Raw genomic sequence first — 19,212 nt, 5'->3', positions numbered from 1 at the left:
CCATGCAACTGGAACACACTTTTCGCCAGATCGATACCCATGAATGCAATCGCCATCTTCTCCTCCCATGTTGGCCGCATCTCGCGACCAGCGTTGCCGTTGGTGGGAGAGACGTCCATCCCATTAACTGGCGCGCCAAGTATGGCGGCATGGACGCGTCGATGGTGAGCCAGATGAAGGCGCTGGAGGACGAGAACCGGCGCCTCAAGCGTATGTTCGCGGATCTCAGCATGCAGGCTGATCTGCTGAAGGAGGCTCTGGAAAAAAATGACCGGGCCAGCTCAACGCCGCGAGTTGGCCGGGAAGGCGGTGGCGACAAGAGGGGTCAGCATCGCGCTGGCCTGCCGCGCGTTCGGCGTCAGCGAGACCTGTTTCCGCTACAGTCCGAAGCGTGACGAAGAGAACGAGATGATCGCCGACCTGCTGGTCGGGCTGACCAGGGCGCACAAGACCTGGGGGTTCGGATTGTGTTTCCTGCACCTGCGGAACGTGAAGGGGCATGTCTGGAACCACAAACGCGTGCGCCGGATCTATTGCGAGTTGGAGTTGAACCTGCGGATCAAGCCGCGACGTCGGCTGAAACGCGAAAAGCCCGATGAACTCGCCGTGCCGGATGCGCCCAACATGGTCTGGTCGATGGAATTCGCGTGCCGCGGACCTTCGGTTCATGGCCGACCGCCTGGCCGACGGGAGGCAGTTCCGGCTGTTGAACGTTCTGGACGACTTCAACCGCGAGGGCCTGGGTATCGAGATAGACTTCTCGCTGCCCGCCGAGCGTGTTGTTCGAGCCTTGAACCAGATCATCGCGTGGCGTGGCAAACCTCTGGCAATTCGGGTCGACAACGGCCCCGAATACGTCAGCTCCACCCTGATGACCTGGGCTGAGAAGCAGGGCGTCGCCCTGACCTGCATCCAGCCCGGAAAGCCTCAGCAGAATGCCTATGTCGAGCGCTACAACCGGACGGTCCGGCACGAATGGCTGGACCTCTACATCTTTGACACCATCGAGGAGGTGCAGCAGATCGCAACCGAATGGCTATGGACCTACAACAACGAGCGCCCCAACATGGGCATCGGCGGGATCACTCCTGCCATGAAGCTGAAAAGGGCCGCGTGAATTCTACGAAACCACCCCGCTAAAATGGGGAGGATTACCCCGCGACCTCGATCTCTGGGCATATGCTAACGACGTCACGCTTGACTTCTCCCGACCCGGCAAGCCGACCGACAACGGGTTCATCGAGGCGTTCAACAGCAAGCTCCGCGCAGAATGTCTAAACGCGCACTGGTTCCTGAGCCTTGCCGACGCCCGCGAAAAGTTGGAGACTTGGCGCAGAGACTACAACGACGTCCGACCCCACATCGCGATCGGCTACAAGGTGCCGAGCGCGCTACACAATCCCGGTGGCGCCGCCAGCCCGTCACCGTGAAACAGCCGGGAAATTCCAGCTCCCCGCGGTCGAAGGTTGGGGCTCAGAGCAACCAACCGACGGATTCTCCCAAAGGCTGGAGGGAAGTCGGGTCTCAGGTCAATCGGGAACCGCACAGAAAGCATTACTGCGAGGCAGATGATCCCAGGGCACGTCTTGAAGTATTTTAAAGGAGAGCGTTTGGTCATCGTCAAAGGCTGCGAAAGCACCCTGCCAGCCACAAGCCAAGTTCCCCTGACATGATCGTTCAGCCTGCCTTCTGCGTTATTCCCTGTCTGAGCCCCAATACGAACAGTGCGGCTCCATCAGCCAGCAGCTCTAGCGACAGAACGAAGCCCAAAGTGACTTGGGTTCCCGCCAGCACGAGACCTCCAAGCACGACTGACACTCCGGCCGCCGCGAGGATCACCGGAAAGAACGGATCGCCTCGCAAAGCGCGGCCCATCCAGAACTTCGCCGCGCCGGATACCAAAAGAAGAACGCCCAGAATGTTTCTCAGCAGGCTTCCGTCACCGAATGGGCCGAACACGAGCGACAGCCCTAGAAAAAGTGCTACCGCGGAAAAGAGGATCGCGCCGGCCCTTTCGCGTGCTTCCGATGCCTGCCAGGCAGCGCGTCCCTGCAGCAGACCCACGATGAGCAATGCCCAGCCTGCAATGGTTGTGGAAGCGAACTGAGCGGCGGTCGGATTAAAGAGCCCCCAAAGCCCACCAACCAGCGCGACAGCACCAGCCGCCAGGCGAACGTTTCTGCCAGTCATGGACGTTTCCCTATTTTTTTTCCGATCTTGCCAGAAGTGAAATTGCGATCAGTAAAACTCCATTGGAGATCAGTTCGATAGCCAGGAGTATTCCAAGAACGACGGCCGCAGACCATGGAAAGTTCAAAAGGATCATGGCGCCCAGCACCAAGGAAACCGCTCCGGCGAGGATCAGGAAGACGCGAACACGGAAATCCGATGCGCTGAATGCCAGAATGAGGCGAAAGCCACCGACGATCAGCATAATCACCGCAACAAGAAGGGTCAGCGACAGAACGCCCTTGAGAGGATTCGCGACCAGACCGAAGCCAAGCACAACGAGGCCAAATCCGAGAAGAAGCGACAGGATGCGCGATCCCCACTCCGTGTCCCAGAATATTGAAACGAGCATCATAGCTCCGACCGCAACGAACAGATATCCGGTCAGCAACTCTGCAGTCAGGGTCGCGGCCAGTGGGTTCGCAAGCGCGAAGACGCCCCCGAGCAGAGATAATACCCCGGCAATGAGCCACCAAATCCAACCTTTCATCACCATATCCTTTTTTCGCTTCGGTGTTCGGTGGAGCTTTCAACACTAACAATAGTAAGATCGCCCGACTGGATGATAGGCAAATCGATAGGCCCAACCGGCAATTCGTAGAAGACTTCGGCCTCGGCTGCGATAGCGCTCACCGTCCAGCGTCCGTCGCCGAAATTCACGCCGCCGCCAAGGCCAGAGGCGGTGCTACCGTTGTCTGTATGCATGTATCCGAAACCAACACCCGAAGTCTTCGAGCCTGGCAGGTTGAAGAGATACCCCGTGCCGAGCGTCAGACCGTTGCCCAGTTCCGCGCTTGAGAACGGGATCGGCGCCACCACCAGGATGCCAAAGCTCAGGTCGACATCGGTCTGGACAACTTCCGCAGGCGAGACACCGCCGGGTTGTATCACCCTGTCAACCGCAAAGGCCGAGCACGGCGCAAGCGCGAACAGTCCGGCGGCCATGCCAATTCCGACAAGCGAAAGGCGAACCGTTGCCGTCCGGTCTGGTTCAGCCGAAATTGATCTGACAAAATCAGCGCTGGCGTTCATCCGCCATACTCCTCGACCAGCACCGGCTGCATCGAATAGCTCACGGAGACCGGAGCCTGTCCGTCGACATAGCCAACCTTCTGAACCGAACTCTGAGCCACCATGGTTCCGGTGATCCATACGGGGGTGAAGAGTCCGTCGACCTCGACCCCCTCGGGATAAAGTACGTGGACGATCTGGTTGGCGGGGGGCGTCGGGGTGTGGACGCAGGCGCCGACGGTCGGCACGAGAAGGAACTCGACGGCCTTGCGGTCCTTGAATTCGAGCGGCAGCACATATCCAGGCAGGCGTACGCTCGTACCGACGAGGTCCTCGTTCACCCCGGTGGCCGCCGCTTCGCGCTTTTCCATGATCGCGAGTCGCGCGGCAAACAAACCGTCAACATCGAGGCCGTCCCCGGCCAGTTTCTTGCGCAAAGCTTGCGCCTCGGTGCTGGCTTCGGCGTCATCGCTCCGCTCGGCCAGAGCCTCGAGCCGTAGGATCCGGCGCAGCTTGTCCATCTGATCGTCGGTGAGGGTCTCAAACGGATTCTCGATCACTGCGGCCGGAGGCGCGAGCGTATCCCAAGAGATTTCCTTAGGGTCGGCCGCCTGTGCGAACCCCGGAGGAACGGCAAGCGAGAACAACAAGACGAAACGGGCGAACATGGTCATGGAGAATTCCCCTGAACTTATCATAGCCGAACCGACAGCCCGTCGGCCAGCGTCATGCGATAGACCCGGATTGCCGGGATAAGCGAGGCGAGAAGCCCTGCGCAGAATATGACGAAAAGAGTGCCCAGTTCGCGCGCCCCGAAGACATCAAAGCCCAATCGCATACCGAAGCGGGCGGACAGGATCGGGTCGGTCACGAACGTGGCCACCGTGAGCAGAATAAGGCCAAGGATCAGCCCCGCCGCGGTGAGGACGGCAGCTTCGGTGACGATCAGCGCAAAGATACGGGTGGGCGTGGCGCCGACAGACCGCAGGATCGCGAATTCGCGGCGGCGGGTGTCGAGGGTCGCAGAGAGCATGACCACCATGCCGATCATTCCTGCCAAAGCCACGGCCCACGCCATGAGTCGCATCGCGCGCTCGGCTGTCCCGGCAATCCCCCAGAGCTCGGCCAGAGCGACCGCCGGAAGGACTGCACTCAACGCGTCAGAGGGGCGTTCGTTGACGGCCCGCTGAAGACCGAGGACATTCGTCCGATCGATCAGCCCAACGTAGACGGCATTGATCTGGTCCGGTTCGTGACCGTGTCCGGCCTCCGTGACTTCGTGGTCGCCATGCGCGTCATGCCCGTCATGATCGTCGGCGGGCATGGCGGCTGGGTCGAGGGGGTCGGACAGCGGTGCATCTGCCTGCGCATGGATGATATCGAAACCTTCGAGCGTGACGAAGACCATCCGATCAACTGCGGCACCGGTGGGCGCAAGCACGCCCGAGATGGTGAAGGGCGCGTCGTCGTGGACGTCGAACGAGACCTCGCCGGAGCCATGGGCGTTGACGATCACGTCACCGGGAGCGTAGCCAAACCGCGCCGCGACCTCGGCCCCGACTACGGCCGCATCCGCCCCATCCCCGGTGAAGAACGCGCCAGCCGCCAATGAGAGCGGCTGCCCGCCTGAGTGTCGGAAATGCTCGAAGTACGAGCCATCGGTCCCGATCACCGGATAGCCGCGATGATTGTCGCCCATCTGGATCGGGATCGCCCAGGCGACCTCGGGCCGATCCTCCAGCCACTCGAAGCTCTCCCAGGTCATGCCGGTCCCGGTGCTGCCGACGCCAAACACGGTGGCCATCAGGATCTGCACCGAATTACCGCGCGGCGCCACGATCAGATCGATCCCCGAGGCGGAATTGGCGAAACTGTCACGCGCACCGTCCCTCAGCCGTTCAACCCCGAGGATCAGCGCGACGCTGAGGCTGATGGCAAGAACGGTCAGGCTGGCGACGAACCGGCGGTTCCACAAGCTGCGCAGGCTGAACCCAAGCATCAGGCGGCGCTCCGGTTCAGGTCGCGGAAGTCAACACTGCGGTCGAATTGGCGCTCGAGGCTGCGGTCATGGCTGACGAACAGCAGCGCGGTGCCCGCTTCGGCGCATTCCCGCGTCAGCAGGTCGACAAAGGCTGCTTTGGCCGCCTCATCCAGCGCTGAGGTCGGCTCGTCCGCCAGGATCAGGTCCGGCTTGCCGATCAGCGCGCGCGCGGCGGCGACCCGTTGTTGCTGGCCCACGCTAAGCTCGTTGGCCGGCTTCGAGGCCAGAGACGGATCGGAAAGGTCCAACTCACTCAACAACCGTCGCGCCGTGCCCTCCGGATTGTCGCCAGCACGGACGCGGCGGTGCCGGGAATAGGTGCAGGGGAGTAGGACATTCTCGGTCGCGCTCAGCCACGGAATGAGGTTGAATACCTGGAAGATCATGCCGATGTGGTCCACCCGAAACCGGTCCCGCGCACCGCCATGCACTGCGCCAACATCCTGATCCGCAACGCGTATGGCACCCTTCGGCACTTCGACCACCCCCGCAATCGCGGACAGCAGCGTCGATTTTCCGCAGCCGCTCGGTCCAAACAGGAACAGGCTCTCGCCGGACGCCAGAGACAGCGCGCCAATCTCCAGCGTGTTGCGCGCCGCGCCCGGCCAACGGTAGACAAGCCGTTCAATCCGCAATGGGTGCATATACCGACCTCCCGGCAATGAAGCCGCCCGCCGCGCTTTCGCAACCGGCGGCCGTTTTCACTGAAGCGTGTTCTTGTAGATCACGCCGTCTTTCATGATGACGACGAAATTCTTCTCCGGATCGCCAATGAGATCGATATTCTCGAGTGGGTTACCATCGACCAGAAGCAGGTCGGCATACGCACCCTCCTCAATGACACCGAGCTTGCCCGGATAGGGGTTGCGTGGGCCAGACAACGCGATGAGCTCAGCTGGGCGGGATGTTCCCTGAACCAGGATCTCATAGGGGGTGAACCACTTCTTGCGCATCACGAGCTCTTTCGTTTGCAGCATCGGATCCGCGCCGAGGACTAGGTCGGTGCCAAAGGTCAGTTTGGCGTTGTACTTCTTCGCCAACTCGAAGAAACGCTCGGTGTCTTGCAGAACCACTCTCTGGCTTTCCCTAGCCTTCTCGGTGAAGGAAGGAATGTCGATGGTAAAGACGAGGTACTGCGACGTGAACCAGATTCCCTTTTCGACGGCATATTTCATCGTCTCCTCGTCGATCTGCTGGCCGTGTTCAATCACCTTGACGCCGGCGTCGATTGCGCGACGGATTGACTCGACGTTGTACGCATGCGCCCCGACATAGGTGTTCCAATCCGCCGCTGCGGCTACCGCCGCGCGCATTTCCGCGGGCGTATACTGCTTGGTGTCGATCGGGTCCAAATCGGTGCTGACGCCTCCGCCCGCCATGATCTTGATGAAGCTTGCGCCCTGGCGAAGGATTTCACGCGTTGCAGCCAAGACTTCCGCCTCGCCATCCGCCATGTAGGCAAAGTTCAACCGGCGGTCGGGAGTCATCCCCACCTTATCGAAGCGGGGATGGCCCGTGTAAGGGAATCTGGTGTCGCCGTGCCCATTCGTCGGACCTACAACGGGCCCGGCTGATACGATCCGCGGTCCCGGCACGAGCCCTTCGTCGATCGCCCTCTTGAGCCCCATGCTGTCACCGCCCGGATCCCGCACGGAGGTCACGCCTCGCATCAGGGTCCCCTCGGCATACTTGCTCTGCGCGATCCCGATGTAATAGAGGTTGGCGAACTGGTCGGCTAATGACAGCCCGCCCTGGTTGAGATGCTGGTGTGTGTCAATCAGCCCTGGCATCAGCGTGCGCCCGCCGCCATCGATCACCGTGCCACCCGCGACAGCAAGCGCTTCGGTTGACACTGCCGTGATCAGGTTGTCCGTGACCACGACATTGGCATTTTCGATCAGGGTTTCGTTCACGCCATCAAAGACATGCACGTTGGTGAACAGGATCGGCCCGGAGGCATCCTGAGCAGTTGCCGGGAGGGCGAAACTGACGGCGACGGCAAGCGCCGCAGTCAGGTTCCTTGGGTTTAATCTTTTCATTTGACCGCCTCTTGCACCTAAGCGTTGCAGTGGTTAACTCTTGAAAAAATCCATTCGCCTTCGTGCAGCATCGCCACTGCACCGTGCGCTTCCGTTTCGTGTATCGATGATCAGTCCCTTGGTTGTCCGTCGTCAGGTTTTTTCGGAGAGAGCGGGCGCTTTCGTAGCGGAGGCTCTGGTTCGGTTTCTGGTTCAGCTTAGGCTGCGGCAGACTGGTGTTGCAAGCGGCGCTGCCGGATGGTCTGTTTCTTGATCTCCTCTCTCGCCTTCAGGATCTGCGCGCCGCGGCCATGGTAGACGTCGGCGGGCGTGAGGTTGCCGAGGCTCTCGTGGTAACGGCGGGTGTTGTAGTAATCGACGAAGGCACCGACCTGCCCCTCGAGGTCTCCCGGCAGGAAGTAGTTTTCCAGCAGGATGCGGTTCTTCAGGGTCTGGTGCCAGCGTTCGATCTTGCCCTGGGTCTGGGGATGGTGTGGCGCGCCGCGGATATGCTCGATGCCGCAGGCGCGAAGGTAGTCGGCGAGGTCTGCGGCGACGTAGGATGAGCCATTGTCGGTGAGCAGCCGCGGCTTGTGAATGACCGTCGCCTGATCACATCCGGAGGCCCGCAGCGCCAGGTCGATCGTGTCGGTCACATCGCTGGCTTTCATCGTCGTGCAGAGCTTTCAGGCGATGATGTACCGACCGCGGTCGAGGGGACCGGTCCGCCAGGCCGTCAAGGCCACCCTCGACCCAACGGGCGTACCAGTCGTAATAGGTGCTGCTCGGGATCCCGAGCATGGCGAGCGTGCGCTTCACCGGCAGGTGCGACCCCTCCACCGTGCGGATGATCTCGAGCTTCTCCGAGGCGGGGTATCTCATGCGTCGTCCTCCCCATCCGCGATCATGCTTTTTTTGAGCAGACGGTTCTCCAGGGTGAGATCGGCAACCACCTCCTTGAGCGCTGCAGCCTCGGCGCGCAGCTCCTTCACCTCCGGCGCCGTGGCCTGCCGTGCCGTGTCACCCGCGAGCCGTTGCTTGCCTGCCTCCAGGAACTCCTTCGACCAGCTGTAGTACAGGCTCTCGGCGATGCCCTCGCGGCGACAAAGCGCAGATATGCTCTCCTCGCCGCGCAGGCCGGCGAGCACGATGCGGATCTTCTCCTCGGCGGAGTAGTGCTTGCGGGTCTTCCGCTTGATCCCCCTGACCAGTTTGTCAGCGGCATCCTTCGATGTTCCGGGTGTCTGTTTCATCTTCGCTCCTTGATGGCTTCGATGAACCAGAACCCTCCGTTGATGGCGTGGATGCCCCCATCCGGCGGCATCGCAATGTGCCAATGTGATGAGTGTTGAAGCCATCACAGAAGGAGGGAGCATCCATGTCCGAGGTTACGATTATCGGGATCGATCTGGCAAAGCGCAGTTTTCAACTGCACGGTGCCGACCGCGACGGGTCCGTCGTATTTCGCAAGAGGCTTTCCCGCGGCCAGTTGTTGGGGTTCGTGTCGCAGGTTCCGCGATGTGTCATCGCCATGGAGGCCTGCGCGACGGCGCATGGCTGGGGGCGCGAGTTCGCGAAGCTCGGACATGAAGTGCGCCTGATACCACCGGTCTATGTGAAGCCGTTCGTGAAGAGGCAGAAGAATGATTCCGCCGATGCCGAGGCAATTGTCGAGGCCGCTTTGCGTCCGACCATGCGCTTTGTCACATTGAAGACGGAGGACCAACAGGCACGCGCCATGCTGTTTCGGACGCGTCAGATGTTCGTCGGCCAACGCACCCAATTGATCAACGCCCTGCGCGGGCATCTTGCCGAGCATGGTCTGATTGCAGCCAGGGGACCTGCCCATCTTAAACGGCTCGCAGACGCGATCGAGGATGGCGACACTGCGTTGCCGACTGAGGTGCGCGAATTGGGTCAGTTGTATCTGGAGCAAATCGAATGTCTGAACGCACGGATTGCGGAGCTTGACGGGAAGATGAGGCACGCGGCCAAAGACGCTGAGGTGGCGCGTCGCGCACAAACCATGCCAGGCGTCGGGCCGATCACGGCGCTTGCGATCGAAACTTTCGCACCTGACCTGGCGGGCTTCCGGCGCGGGCGTGATTTTGCCGCCTGGCTCGGGCTCGTGCCGAAGCAGCACTCGACCGGTGGCAAGGCCCGGCTTGGCAGGACATCGAAGATGGGGCAGCGCGACATCCGAACGCTCTTGGTCTCCGGCGCGATGGCCGTTTTGCAAGCAGTCGAGCGGTTCGACATCCCGAACAATGGCTGGCTGAAACGCCTGCTGACCCGCAAGCCTCGCATGGTCGCTGCGATCGCGCTGGCGAACAAGATGGCGCGTGCCCTCTGGGCAATGCTGACGAAGCAAGAGAATTACCGGAACCCGGCGGCGGAACTGGTCTGAGCGCTCCGCGCTTGCCAATCCGTCCCGGCACGCCGGGAGTGCGAGGAGGTCACTGAATAGTAAGGGCAAAGGATCGATCAGATCCGGGTCAGAGAAAACAGTGTTTGTGCAGGAGCCGCCGAGCTCGGTCCGTTGATATGCCTCTGATCCGCGCATCGCCATACCGGCCCGCGGCCAAGTCAGCGCCGCAACACAAGGCCTGATACATGACCGCACCCGATCACACGCCTGAGCTGTTCAAAAACCACTTGCACCAAATGGGGGCATCCATACATGCTCAAACCCCTAAATCTGTCCGATGGGCGCTGACGTCAGACAGTCATTCACTGACCTTCTGCGCGGCTATTCATTCGTCGCAGGTCGAAGGCGCCAAAGGTTTTCACCCTGCGCGACGAGGCCTTGCCGCGCGTCGGCGCGTTCTCCCGCATGCAATAGGCGGCGCAGATCCTCACCGACGGCTCGGCTGTAGATGTGATAGAGATGGCCTGTTGGACCCTCGGTGGGAAGGTCGCTGAGATCGATCACCTCGACGCCTGCAAGTCGGGAAACATCGTTTCCCGTCTCCCCAAGCCGCGGGTAGCCATGCAATTGCGCCGAGAGCGCCAGCGGTCTGTCCCCGGTGGTCGCGTAGACTGTCATGCTCTCCGCGATGGGACGCACCCGGGGTAAAATTCGCTCGAAAATCCCGAAATCCATATCCGGCGCCAGCAGCACAACATGTCCGAGCCGGATGTCGGGATGCCGATTGGCAACTTCGGCCAGCGCCAGAACGACACCCCGAGCACCAAGGCTGTGCCCGATGACATCCAAGTTTCCGGCGCCGAAGCGCCGCTCCAACTCTATGATCGTGTCCGCAATGTCCGGCAGACTCCAGTAAAGATCGGCTTCGTCATGGGTGTAGTAGGCGGGAGCACCGTCCGAGGGCCAGCTGAACCACAGGAACCGCCCCACAAGGTCGGCGTTCTGCTGCAGCAACGCAGCGCGGCGGCAGCCTTTCTCGAAGCTGATATAGTATCCGTGGACATAGAGCGCCGGACCACGTGCGCCGGCCGTTTCTTCCAGCCGATCCAGGATGGCGCCCGGGTCCGCTTCCTCCACCGTCTGAACGCGGAGGAGTTCCTCGCGCAAGAAATTCGGAGCCATGTCGGCAAGGGGCGCCAGAACGCCAAGGTCGAGCTCTTCGACGCGGCATGCACCCGATTTCAGATCGCTGCGTTCTCCTCCGTAAAAGTCAGCTGGATCATCCGATCCTGTCCTGTTGCGAAGCGTGAAATAGGGGAATTCCAAGGCCTGGATCTCCGTCTGGGCCGTCGACGGCACGGGGAAGGCGCATGACAAGGCGCCGAGGCAGAGCATGACGCCCATCAGGCGGGCGAAGGATGGTGCGCACATTTTCATCCCCGACATGTACCTCAGCCGCGCTTGCCGAAAAAAGGACCTAGCTCTCAACCACCTCACCGCTTGTACCTGCTGATCCCCCTGAGCTGCCATGGCCTGAAGTCAAGCGCATTGAGCAACTGCGACAGGCTGTCGACCTGGTCGTCGTAGCGCCCGTTCGGGAACTCCGCGAGTTCGAGGAGGAAGGCCTCGAGCCAGGGCGCGGCTTTTGGCAATCGCACCTGCCCGCCCTCGATCTTCGCGCATTGCACCGCCAGCCGCTGCACCTTGTCATCCTTCGGCGTGAAGCCCTGAACGTCCCTCAGGCCGTCACGTTCGAGGTCCGTGCCAAGCGCAATCCCGGTGCCTGCCCTCTCGATCACGATCATCTTCGGCGTCCATTTCGCGCGCAGGCTGCGGGCGGCCCGCAAGAGATCCGCGTAGTGATACTGCGCCCGGTGCACCTCGAGGAGGTCGACCTTGTCGTTGATCAGCCCCCAGGTCGTGCAGACCGAGTAGTCGTTATCAACGCCGGGCACCGAGGCCGTGTCCCAGCTCTGCACGACCGCCTCGTAGCGATCCGGCCGGGGCGCGCCCTCGTAGGTTCCGAACCACTCCCGCTTCACGAGATTGCCGCCGGGCAGGACAGGGTTCTGCTGGTATTGCGCCTCGAAGGCCGCCGAGCCCAGTTCGCGGCGGATCCGGTCCAGGTCCTCCAACGAGATGCGCTCCGGGTGGAGCAGATCGCCGATGGCGCGCGGCCACTGGAAGCCGTCAGCGACAGGCAGAACTTGCGGCGCGGTCGCGATGGCCGGAAGGTCCAGGTGCTCCCAGTCGCCGCTTGGCAGGAGGCGCCCGACGAGATCATCGACATGGAGCCGCTGCTTGACGAGGATGATGGCGCCGGTCTTCGGGTTGTTGAGACGGCTCGACGCGGTGTTGCGGAACCAGGCATGGACATTGTCCCGCTTCAACTGCGACTGCGCCTCATCCGCCTTCATGGGATCATCGCAGATGAGGATACGCCCCCCCTTCCCCGTCAGGGTGCCGCCGACCGAGGTCGCGATGCGGCGCCCCTTGGCAAGGGTATGGAACTCATCGACGGCGCTCTTCCTCGGGTCGATCACCGTCTTCGGAAAGGTCGCGCGGTAGAACCCGGATTGCATGAGATGCCGGGTCTGGAGGCTGAAGTCTTCCGCCAGGCTGCTGCTGTAACTCGCGCAGACGATCTGCTCCGTCGGGTCCCGTCCGAGGAGCCAGGCGGGAAAGGCCACGCTGACCGCCTGGGACTTCAGGTGGCGCGGCGGGAGCGTGATGATCAGGCGGAGCACCTCCCCATTCGCCACGCGCATGAGCATGTGGCAGAGGACCCTGAGGTACATGCCACCTATGAAGGTGTCGCCGGGGTTCAGAACCGTGAAGGCGCGGGTCAGGAAAGTGTAGAGGTCGTTCGCGTAGACCGTGCGAATGAGGCGGGGGTCAGGGGTCATGCGTCCCCTGCTCCTGCCCGATCTGCGCAAGCTGCGCCTGCCAGTCCGCCTCCGCGAGGATCGCCTTCAGGTCCTCGTCGGTATAGCCGGGCTGGGCGCTCTCCTCCTGCAACTCCCGCGCCGCCAGGATCAGCGTGGCCAGGAGCCGAGCCGCGCTGACGTCGCCCTTGGAGGCCTTGCCAAACATCGCCGCTATGACCACGTCCATCTTGGGCATCCGCTTCTCGACGCCGCCCTCGATCACCGTGACCTTCTTCCCGGCATGCTTCATGATGCATTTCATCAGGCTTCCCGGCCCTTTCGGCCGGCCCTTCGGGTTACCCGACTGGCCGGGCTTGAACTGGTGCGCCTTCGGCGGCTTGCCATAGCCAACCGCCTCGGGGTTCGGTTCGTCCGTGTCCTTGGACATCAGAACTCCTCCAGCCCTGCCGAACCTGTCCGGGGTTCGGCTCGCCCGGCCCTCCCTGCCCCACCCCCGGCGTCCGGCGTGTGGCGGGCCTGGCGCATCTGCGCGAAGGTCAGCCCGGTCGCCTCGTGGATGGCCTCGAGCCCGGTCATCTCTTCCCACCGGCCCACCGCAACATCCACGTAGGCCGGCGAGATCTCGAGCCCGACGCAGGCCCGTCTTGCGCGTTCCGCGGCGAGAGCCGTGGTCCCGGAGCCGAGAAACGGGTCGAGAACAACGTCATCCATCGCGGTCACGTCAAGGAACGTGTCCCGGACCAGCCGCACCGGCTTGACCGTCGGATGCAGAGAGAAGTCGTCCTCCTGTGCCTTTCGCCCACCGGTCGCCCCGGCATATCGCCAGACAGTCGACCTGTTGCGCCCGTGGGCACCCAGCTGGACGTTGTTGCGGTGCGGCGCGCCGGGCTTCTTGGCGACCAGCACGAGTTCGTGCTGGCTTCGATAGAGCGATCCCATGCCAGGCCTGTCCTTGACCCAGACGCAGAGATTGAGGAGTTCAAGGCCCAGCTCACGCAGGACGCGCATCAGGACTTCCGCATGCCGCCAGTCGATGCAGAGATAGAGCACGCCTCCTGGATCGACGACCTTGGCCGTGTTGCCGATGGTGATCCGGAGAAAGTCCTCGTACGCCGCCTCCGACATTTCGCCGGAGGCTTCCGCGAACTCGGCGAACTTGCCCTTGCCCACCCGGACATGGCCGTTCACCCGGACATTGTAAGGCGGATCGGTGAAGACCGCGACCACCTTGCGACCGTCCACCAGGCTTGCGAGATCCTCCGGGCTGCGGGCGTTACCGCAATGAACCCTGTGCACACCGAGCTGCCATGTATCGCCGGGGCGAGTGACGGCAGAGGCGTCGGGCGCAGGCAGATCACCGATCTCGTCGAGCGGGTCGGTCTCTTCGGGTCCGCCATCGTCGAGCACGAGGATGCGGTCGATCTCCGGGGCCTCGAAACCGGTGACCACGAGGTCGGGCTCGAACTCCAGGAGGTACGCGAACTCAAGTTTCAGCGCCTGCTCGTCCCACTCCCCACGCTCCTGGAGCCGGTTCACCGCAAGCCTGAGAAGCCGGATCTGGTCGGGAGTCAGGTCCTTGACGACGATGCAGGGAACGCGCTCGAGCCCCAGCTGCCGCGCCGCCTCGATCCGGGCATGACCGTCGATGATCTCCCCGTCCGCACAAACGAGGGGTGGAACCCTGAACCCGAGACGCTGGATCGATCGACAGGCGCGGGCGACCTGTTTCTTGCTCGGCTTTCGAACCGGGTTGCGCGCGCCGACCAGCGAGGCGACAGGCCAGGTCTCGATCGTGAGACCCGGCAGGAGATCGTTTCGCCGCCCGCCGCCCGCGGGCGCCGGCGTGGCCGTGTTGGCCGCTGTCGGTTTGGATCCATGGTTCTCCGGCGCTTGGCTCGCAGTGCCCGTCGGCTTGGAGTTCGGCTTGTTGATGAAGGTAACGCCCATTTCCGCATGTCCTTTCCGGTTCAGACTGTGCGGAGATCGGACCCAGGAGAGTCGCGATCCCCGCCATGGTTGGCAGAGGCCCTCGCAATTTCTTCTCCAAGGTTTTGTTGGGGTCGCCCCCAAGGTGGTGTAACTCACACATACACCACAGACGGAGTTTGTCAATCATTTTTCTACTATAGGTTGACGAACGCGGTGAAGGGGAATAGGGCAGCAGCCCTCGGTCATCAGAGTACTCAGGCGCGATGTCCCCAAGTCTTCTCCCTGCCCCGCGCCGACGGAGCGGGCTCTGACTGGTGATTCCCCGAATGCCGATTCGAGTCGGCAGGTCGTCGCCGTTGAAGAAAGCGTGTCAGGGTGATGACCCTTCCCCGGCAAGACTCCGGCTGCAATCTGGCGGATTTTCAAGGCAAGCGAGGCCAATCTCCCGACGCCAGACGCGATTGTGCACGTCCGTCAAATGGGCATGTCCAATTGGACAAGTTCCGCCAAAGCCCCCGCAGTGCGATACTGAATCATACGCAGATGCCATTGTTCCAGAGTTTGTAACGAGTGCTGCGAGTGTGTTGATTTTACGATGGATCTTTGAAGATGGCTCCGCCCGATCGCTCTCTGCGGGCGGAGCCAAAATCCACACCGCGATCCGCGATTACCCTCCCTCAAGCGCCCTGAAGTTGTCTGCGGCCTCGCCCGAGTGGGCGCCTGCTCGCGGATCAGCCTGCCAGGCATCGTCCGTGATATTCCCCGGGTAAGAGGGCCTTGAGCGTTGCCCCTGGGCATCGTGTGGAAGCACCCGAGGAACGCGCATGCGACCGAGTTTCTCACCGCTCTATGTCGCAGGGCATCAACATGACATGAGTAGCAGCGACGGGGCACACCCGTCACGCAGTTTGCCAGAACCGGTAGATCTCCCCGACGGTCTCCGGGATCGCATCCGCCGCCGCATCGAGGGTTTCATCGAGATCTTCCTGCGAGATGCCGAGGACAGAGTTTCCCTGGTCGTCGATGAGATGCACGAGGATCGGCGTGATGAGGCGGCCCGCCGTCCCGCTCTCGGTCAGCCGCAGCCATTCCTGCGGCCTCAGGCCGATCGCCTCCATGAAGCCCTCGCACCAGTCCATCGCGATGACATGACCTTCCTTCGCCTCCCAGAAGATCGGCTCGACCATAGGTGGTGTCAGGTTCAGCCTGTCGAGGATCTCGATGAAGCGCGCGCCGACGGCTTCCGCGACCCAGGGAGGGGTCTCCCCCGGCAGCCCGCCAAGCGCCTTGGCCATCCACTCGGCGACCGGTATGGTGACCGGCGAGCAGGCCACGCCGTGCAGGAACCCGTCGAGGTCCGACAGCATCAGGCAGTCCTCTGGGCTTTCCTCGGAACAGAGATAATCGTCGAGGCGGCTTAGATCTTGCATGGGTCGAACCTGGCGAAGAGGGCTGGCAAGCCATGGCACCCTAGGAATCCGTCCGGGCCTTGTCGAGCAATACTCCCCTTTGCCCTACGCGCCACAGGTTGCACCGATGCCATGCAAGTCAATCGGTGTGTCTCGCAATCCGGACGTACCTGCCTGCTGGCTCGCCGGCGTCGTCCGCGCCGCCTGGTTTCCAGCGGATCTGATTGCAGGAGTTTGCCCCCAGCCTACCAGCCGGGGTAGCGCTCGAGCTCCTGTTCGCTCGGTTCGGAGATGGCCATGTCCCGGGCCAGCCGCTCGATCAGGTCCGTGCACTCAAGTTCACCGCACCAGCGATGCGCCAGGACCTCCTCCGGGTAAAGAAGGCCCAGCAGGTTCCCGGCAATCGCGCCGGTACTGTCGCTGTCCCCGGAATGGGTGACGGCGATCCGCAACCCCTCCTCGAACGACCCGGAGGTCAGTGCCGCATAGAGCGCGATCGACAGTGCCTCCTCCGCCACCCATCCACCGCCGAGACTTTCGACCGTCTCGGGCCATCCATCTCCTGGTGCAGAGAGCGCCGCCGCCAAGGCGCCCGCCGTCTCCCCCTCGGACCCGGCCCACATGCGCGAGGCCGCCTCGCGCAGCCCCTGCCCTTCGAGAACCCGCGCAAGGATCATGGCCCAGGCCGCCGCAGCCTCCTGGCCCGTCGGATGGCCATGGGTCAGCGCCGCGGTCTCCCGCGCCAGTGCCCGCCTGTCTCCGTGGTAGCCCGCGACCAGGGCGACGGGCGCGACCCGCATGATCGTTCCACAGCCCTTCGAGCTGTTTCGCGCCGGCTCCCCGAACCCGCCCGCCTCGCCAAGCGCCGCCAGGCAGGTCATGCCCGGGGCACGCCGCGCCTGCAGGCGCGGATCCAGGCGGTCGAAGACCGCGAGAAGCTCCCGCGCCGATTCCCCCTGTGGCAAGGCCATCAGCCGTTCCAGTTCCAGCCGCTGACGCTCGGCAATCTGCGCCTGCAGATGGTCCCGGCGCACTTCCATCTCGGCAAGGAGGGAATCGAGTTCTGGAAAGTCTGGTGGCAGATCAGGCCGGCGAATTCTGTTCAGCGCCGGCAACATCACGTCGTCACCTTTGTCCGAGGCGAGCAAGGCGGAATCGATGAGGGCGAGTCGCGACAGATCACCGGGCAGCGCAGTTGCGGCGTCGAGATCAAGGTAACCGATCGTCGTCAAGGATTGCCGAAGACGTGCCAAACGCTCGCGCGCCTTTTGGCGGGCAGCTTCAAGCACCTCGTCGAGCTGCTGCCGTCGGGAATCGAATTGATTTTTGGGTAGGTCGCTCTCATGCAGTCGGTCTAGGAGGCGTTGCGCGGCGAGCACCGCCGTCTCTTTAAGCCTCGCGTCGAACGCAAGGGATACGTTCGGTGCAATCAACCCCGGCCTAACGAGAGCCGCGGCAAGGCGACGATCGCGCAACGCACGCTCGGAATCAAAGGCAGGACCGTCATCCTCGGTCCAGTCCTGACAGCCGCCGGGCAGTCGCAGTAGCGGGGATTGGAGCAGATCCTGAATGCGCGGCGTGACCGAAAGTGCCGCCCGACCTTCGATGAGTTTCCGCAAATCGTCGAGCTTCTCGGCCAGAACGAGACCAGAAGCTTCGGCAAGTTTCCCTTCGCCTTCGGTCGGCTCGCTATCGCCAGTGTCGAGGGCCTTTCGTACGGGTCCAAGTGCGCGCAGCAGCCGCTCGCGGTTGTGATCCTGCGTCTGCCGAGCATCCTGGCGCCGCGCTTCAAGCCACTCGGAGAATTGATCGCAGGCCTCCTGAATCCCTCGACAAAACCAATCGAGCGCCATGCCTTCGATCCGGTCCCGTCTTGGGCGGCCACTGCGCCGTTCGGCTTCGGAAACGAAAGCCTCCTGCGCGTTCCTATCATGGGTGAGCCTGTCGATCAGATCCTGCGCAAGCGCCTCTGCGTTCTCGGCCCCGGCCAGCACAGCCTCGGCGACACGTCCAATCTCACCCTCTTGGTGAAGCTCTCTGTGGAATATCGCGTAAGTCGGCTGATGCACCGTCTTGCGGTGGCGTGCTTCAGCCAGCCACCCCTCAAGGCGCTTGCGCATGGTCGGTTCCGCCGACGGCGGTCGATTCCCGGCAAGTTCGGCAAGGAGTCCAGCCGACAGCCGCACATCGTAGCCGAGGTTGGCGAGCGCCTCGATCAGCGGTGCTTGCGCCTCGAGCCCTGGCAAGCCAAGTAGGTTTTCCAGAATACCGCGAGCTCCATGATCCGGGTCGAACAGGGCTGGGCGCAACAACGCCGCGAGGGCGAGCCGCCCCGCAGCGACGGGATCGGTCGCTTCGGGCAAAGCGGCCGCCAGTTCGGCGAGCGCACTGCCGCGCCTCGGGTCCGCCATGTCCTCGGGCTGCTGTATCGCGGGGAGGATCGCCAGCGTCCGCAGGATCGGTGCTGACACTGGTGTGTTCACTAGCCGCGCCAGATGCCAAGCGAAGGCGATCTCGCCCGTGGAAAGATACTGTGCGAGCAGTTCTTCCGCATCGGCTCCCTCCGGAATTGGCGATAATTCTGGCGGAACCTGCGCCGCCTCCGGCAAGGCATCTTGCGTGAAATCCGTTTTGCTCAGAATGGCCGTCTCAGGCTCAGCCTCAGCCTCAGGCTGCACATGGTTCTCTGCCTCTGCGCTGCTGTCGGACCGAGCAGCATCAAGCTGCGTCGTTACCTCTTTCGCCGTTTCCGGCTTGTCGGCGCCCGGCGAAGCGTCCTCGGGGTGGGTTGCAGTCTGCACCGCGACTTCCGGCTCAAGTTCCGCCGACCCTGTGATTGATCCCGGCTCAGATTGTTCCTTGACGGAATCAGGTTCGGTGCCGTCCTCTGCCGATGTGTCACTCACTTCTTCCTGCGATAGAAGTGCAAACAGTTCCGCGAAGATCTTATCTCGATCAGTGCGAGCGGAACTCGCTTGGAGCGCCACCTCCTTGAGTCGCAAAGTCAGATCTCCGAAGCGCTCGTAGGCCCGGGCCTCTGAAGCTGCGCGAACCTCATCGTCCGCGGCCTCGAACGCTAGTTCTGCATCTAGAGCAGCTTGATGAGCGATCTCTGCCTCCGCGAGTGTCTCCTCGATACGGTCTAGGCTCTCGGCGGAAGCATCCTCGGGCCAAGCGTCGGCCAGATCCGGGTTGGACTTGCCCGGAAAATGTGGAGAGCACCAACTGAGGAACCAGGAGGTGTTCTATGGGAAACGGAAACAGGCCGACGCCGGAGTTTCGTCGTGAAGCGGTTCGGTTGGCACTGACCAGCGGCCGG

At 62.6% G+C, this 19,212-nt stretch carries 14 protein-coding genes and 3 pseudogenes; 3 read left to right on the top strand and 14 right to left on the bottom strand.

Going from position 1 to position 19,212, the window contains the following annotated elements; all coding sequences use genetic code 11:
• Positions 1-128: 128 nt before the first annotated feature.
• Together OE647_RS19185 and OE647_RS19180 are read left to right on the top strand one after the other, a co-directional pair.
• Positions 129-1,117: pseudogene (locus OE647_RS19185) on the top strand (IS3 family transposase); the annotation flags it as partial.
• Between the two features lie 40 nt (positions 1,118-1,157).
• A pseudogene (locus OE647_RS19180) lies at positions 1,158-1,430 on the top strand (integrase core domain-containing protein); the annotation flags it as partial.
• A gap of 247 nt (positions 1,431-1,677) precedes the next feature.
• On the opposite strand, the gene OE647_RS19170 reads toward OE647_RS19180, so the two are convergent.
• The 8 genes and pseudogenes from OE647_RS19170 to OE647_RS19135 form a co-directional block, all read right to left on the bottom strand.
• Positions 1,678-2,190 (bottom strand): HdeD family acid-resistance protein, encoded by a 513-nt coding sequence (locus OE647_RS19170; RefSeq protein ID WP_263723388.1) that lies wholly within the window; start codon positions 2,188-2,190, stop codon positions 1,678-1,680.
• A 10-nt stretch (positions 2,191-2,200) separates the two neighbouring features.
• Positions 2,201-2,719, bottom strand: coding sequence for an HdeD family acid-resistance protein (locus OE647_RS19165; RefSeq protein ID WP_263723387.1), 519 nt, complete (start codon positions 2,717-2,719; stop codon positions 2,201-2,203).
• Positions 2,719-3,261: a hypothetical protein gene (locus OE647_RS19160; RefSeq protein ID WP_263723386.1), complete on the bottom strand. Its 543-nt coding sequence runs from the start codon at positions 3,259-3,261 to the stop codon at positions 2,719-2,721. Before OE647_RS19160 ends, OE647_RS19165 begins: the two co-directional genes overlap by 1 nt.
• On the bottom strand, positions 3,258-3,914 hold the full coding sequence (locus OE647_RS19155; protein ID WP_263723385.1) for a DUF3299 domain-containing protein: 657 nt from the start codon (positions 3,912-3,914) through the stop codon (positions 3,258-3,260). The genes OE647_RS19160 and OE647_RS19155 overlap by 4 nt, the downstream gene beginning before the upstream one ends.
• Positions 3,915-3,934: 20 nt before the next feature.
• Complete coding sequence (locus OE647_RS19150) at positions 3,935-5,239, bottom strand: ABC transporter permease (protein ID WP_263723384.1); 1,305 nt, start codon at positions 5,237-5,239, stop codon at positions 3,935-3,937.
• Positions 5,239-5,925, bottom strand: coding sequence for an ABC transporter ATP-binding protein (locus OE647_RS19145; RefSeq protein ID WP_263723383.1), 687 nt, complete (start codon positions 5,923-5,925; stop codon positions 5,239-5,241). Before OE647_RS19145 ends, OE647_RS19150 begins: the two co-directional genes overlap by 1 nt.
• Before the next feature lie 57 nt (positions 5,926-5,982).
• Entirely contained in the window at positions 5,983-7,320 is a 1,338-nt protein-coding gene (locus tag OE647_RS19140; protein WP_263723382.1) for a metal-dependent hydrolase family protein, read from the bottom strand.
• 197 nt (positions 7,321-7,517) lie between these two features.
• A pseudogene (locus tag OE647_RS19135) lies at positions 7,518-8,552 on the bottom strand (transposase).
• A gap of 125 nt (positions 8,553-8,677) precedes the next feature.
• Here OE647_RS19135 and OE647_RS19130 point away from each other — a divergent pair.
• A complete protein-coding gene (locus OE647_RS19130) occupies positions 8,678-9,706 on the top strand; it encodes an IS110 family RNA-guided transposase (RefSeq protein WP_263723381.1) in 1,029 nt (342 codons plus the stop codon).
• Between the two features lie 342 nt (positions 9,707-10,048).
• Here OE647_RS19130 and OE647_RS19125 read toward each other — a convergent pair whose 3' ends face one another.
• From OE647_RS19125 to OE647_RS19100, 6 genes are all read right to left on the bottom strand, one after another.
• Positions 10,049-11,113 (bottom strand): alpha/beta hydrolase, encoded by a 1,065-nt coding sequence (locus OE647_RS19125; RefSeq protein ID WP_263723380.1) that lies wholly within the window; start codon positions 11,111-11,113, stop codon positions 10,049-10,051.
• Positions 11,114-11,160: 47 nt separating this feature from the next.
• Entirely contained in the window at positions 11,161-12,573 is a 1,413-nt protein-coding gene (gene terL, locus OE647_RS19120; protein ID WP_263723379.1) for a phage terminase large subunit, read from the bottom strand.
• A complete protein-coding gene (locus OE647_RS19115; protein ID WP_263723378.1) occupies positions 12,563-12,982 on the bottom strand; it encodes a DUF5681 domain-containing protein in 420 nt (139 codons plus the stop codon). The genes terL and OE647_RS19115 overlap by 11 nt, the downstream gene beginning before the upstream one ends.
• Positions 12,982-14,502 carry a site-specific DNA-methyltransferase gene (locus tag OE647_RS19110; RefSeq protein ID WP_263723377.1) on the bottom strand — a complete coding sequence of 507 codons (1,521 nt, stop codon included), beginning with the start codon at positions 14,500-14,502 and terminating at the stop codon, positions 12,982-12,984. Before OE647_RS19110 ends, OE647_RS19115 begins: the two co-directional genes overlap by 1 nt.
• A gap of 881 nt (positions 14,503-15,383) precedes the next feature.
• Entirely contained in the window at positions 15,384-15,914 is a 531-nt protein-coding gene (locus OE647_RS19105) for a YecA/YgfB family protein (protein ID WP_263723376.1), read from the bottom strand.
• A gap of 224 nt (positions 15,915-16,138) precedes the next feature.
• On the bottom strand, positions 16,139-18,895 hold the full coding sequence (locus OE647_RS19100; protein WP_263723375.1) for an ADP-ribosylglycohydrolase family protein: 2,757 nt from the start codon (positions 18,893-18,895) through the stop codon (positions 16,139-16,141).
• Positions 18,896-19,212: the final 317 nt, after the last annotated feature.

The sequence above is a fragment of the Albidovulum sediminicola genome, assembly GCF_025751575.1.
GTDB lineage: Bacteria > Pseudomonadota > Alphaproteobacteria > Rhodobacterales > Rhodobacteraceae > Albidovulum > Albidovulum sediminicola.
This window is presented reverse-complemented; position numbering and strand designations above follow the sequence as displayed.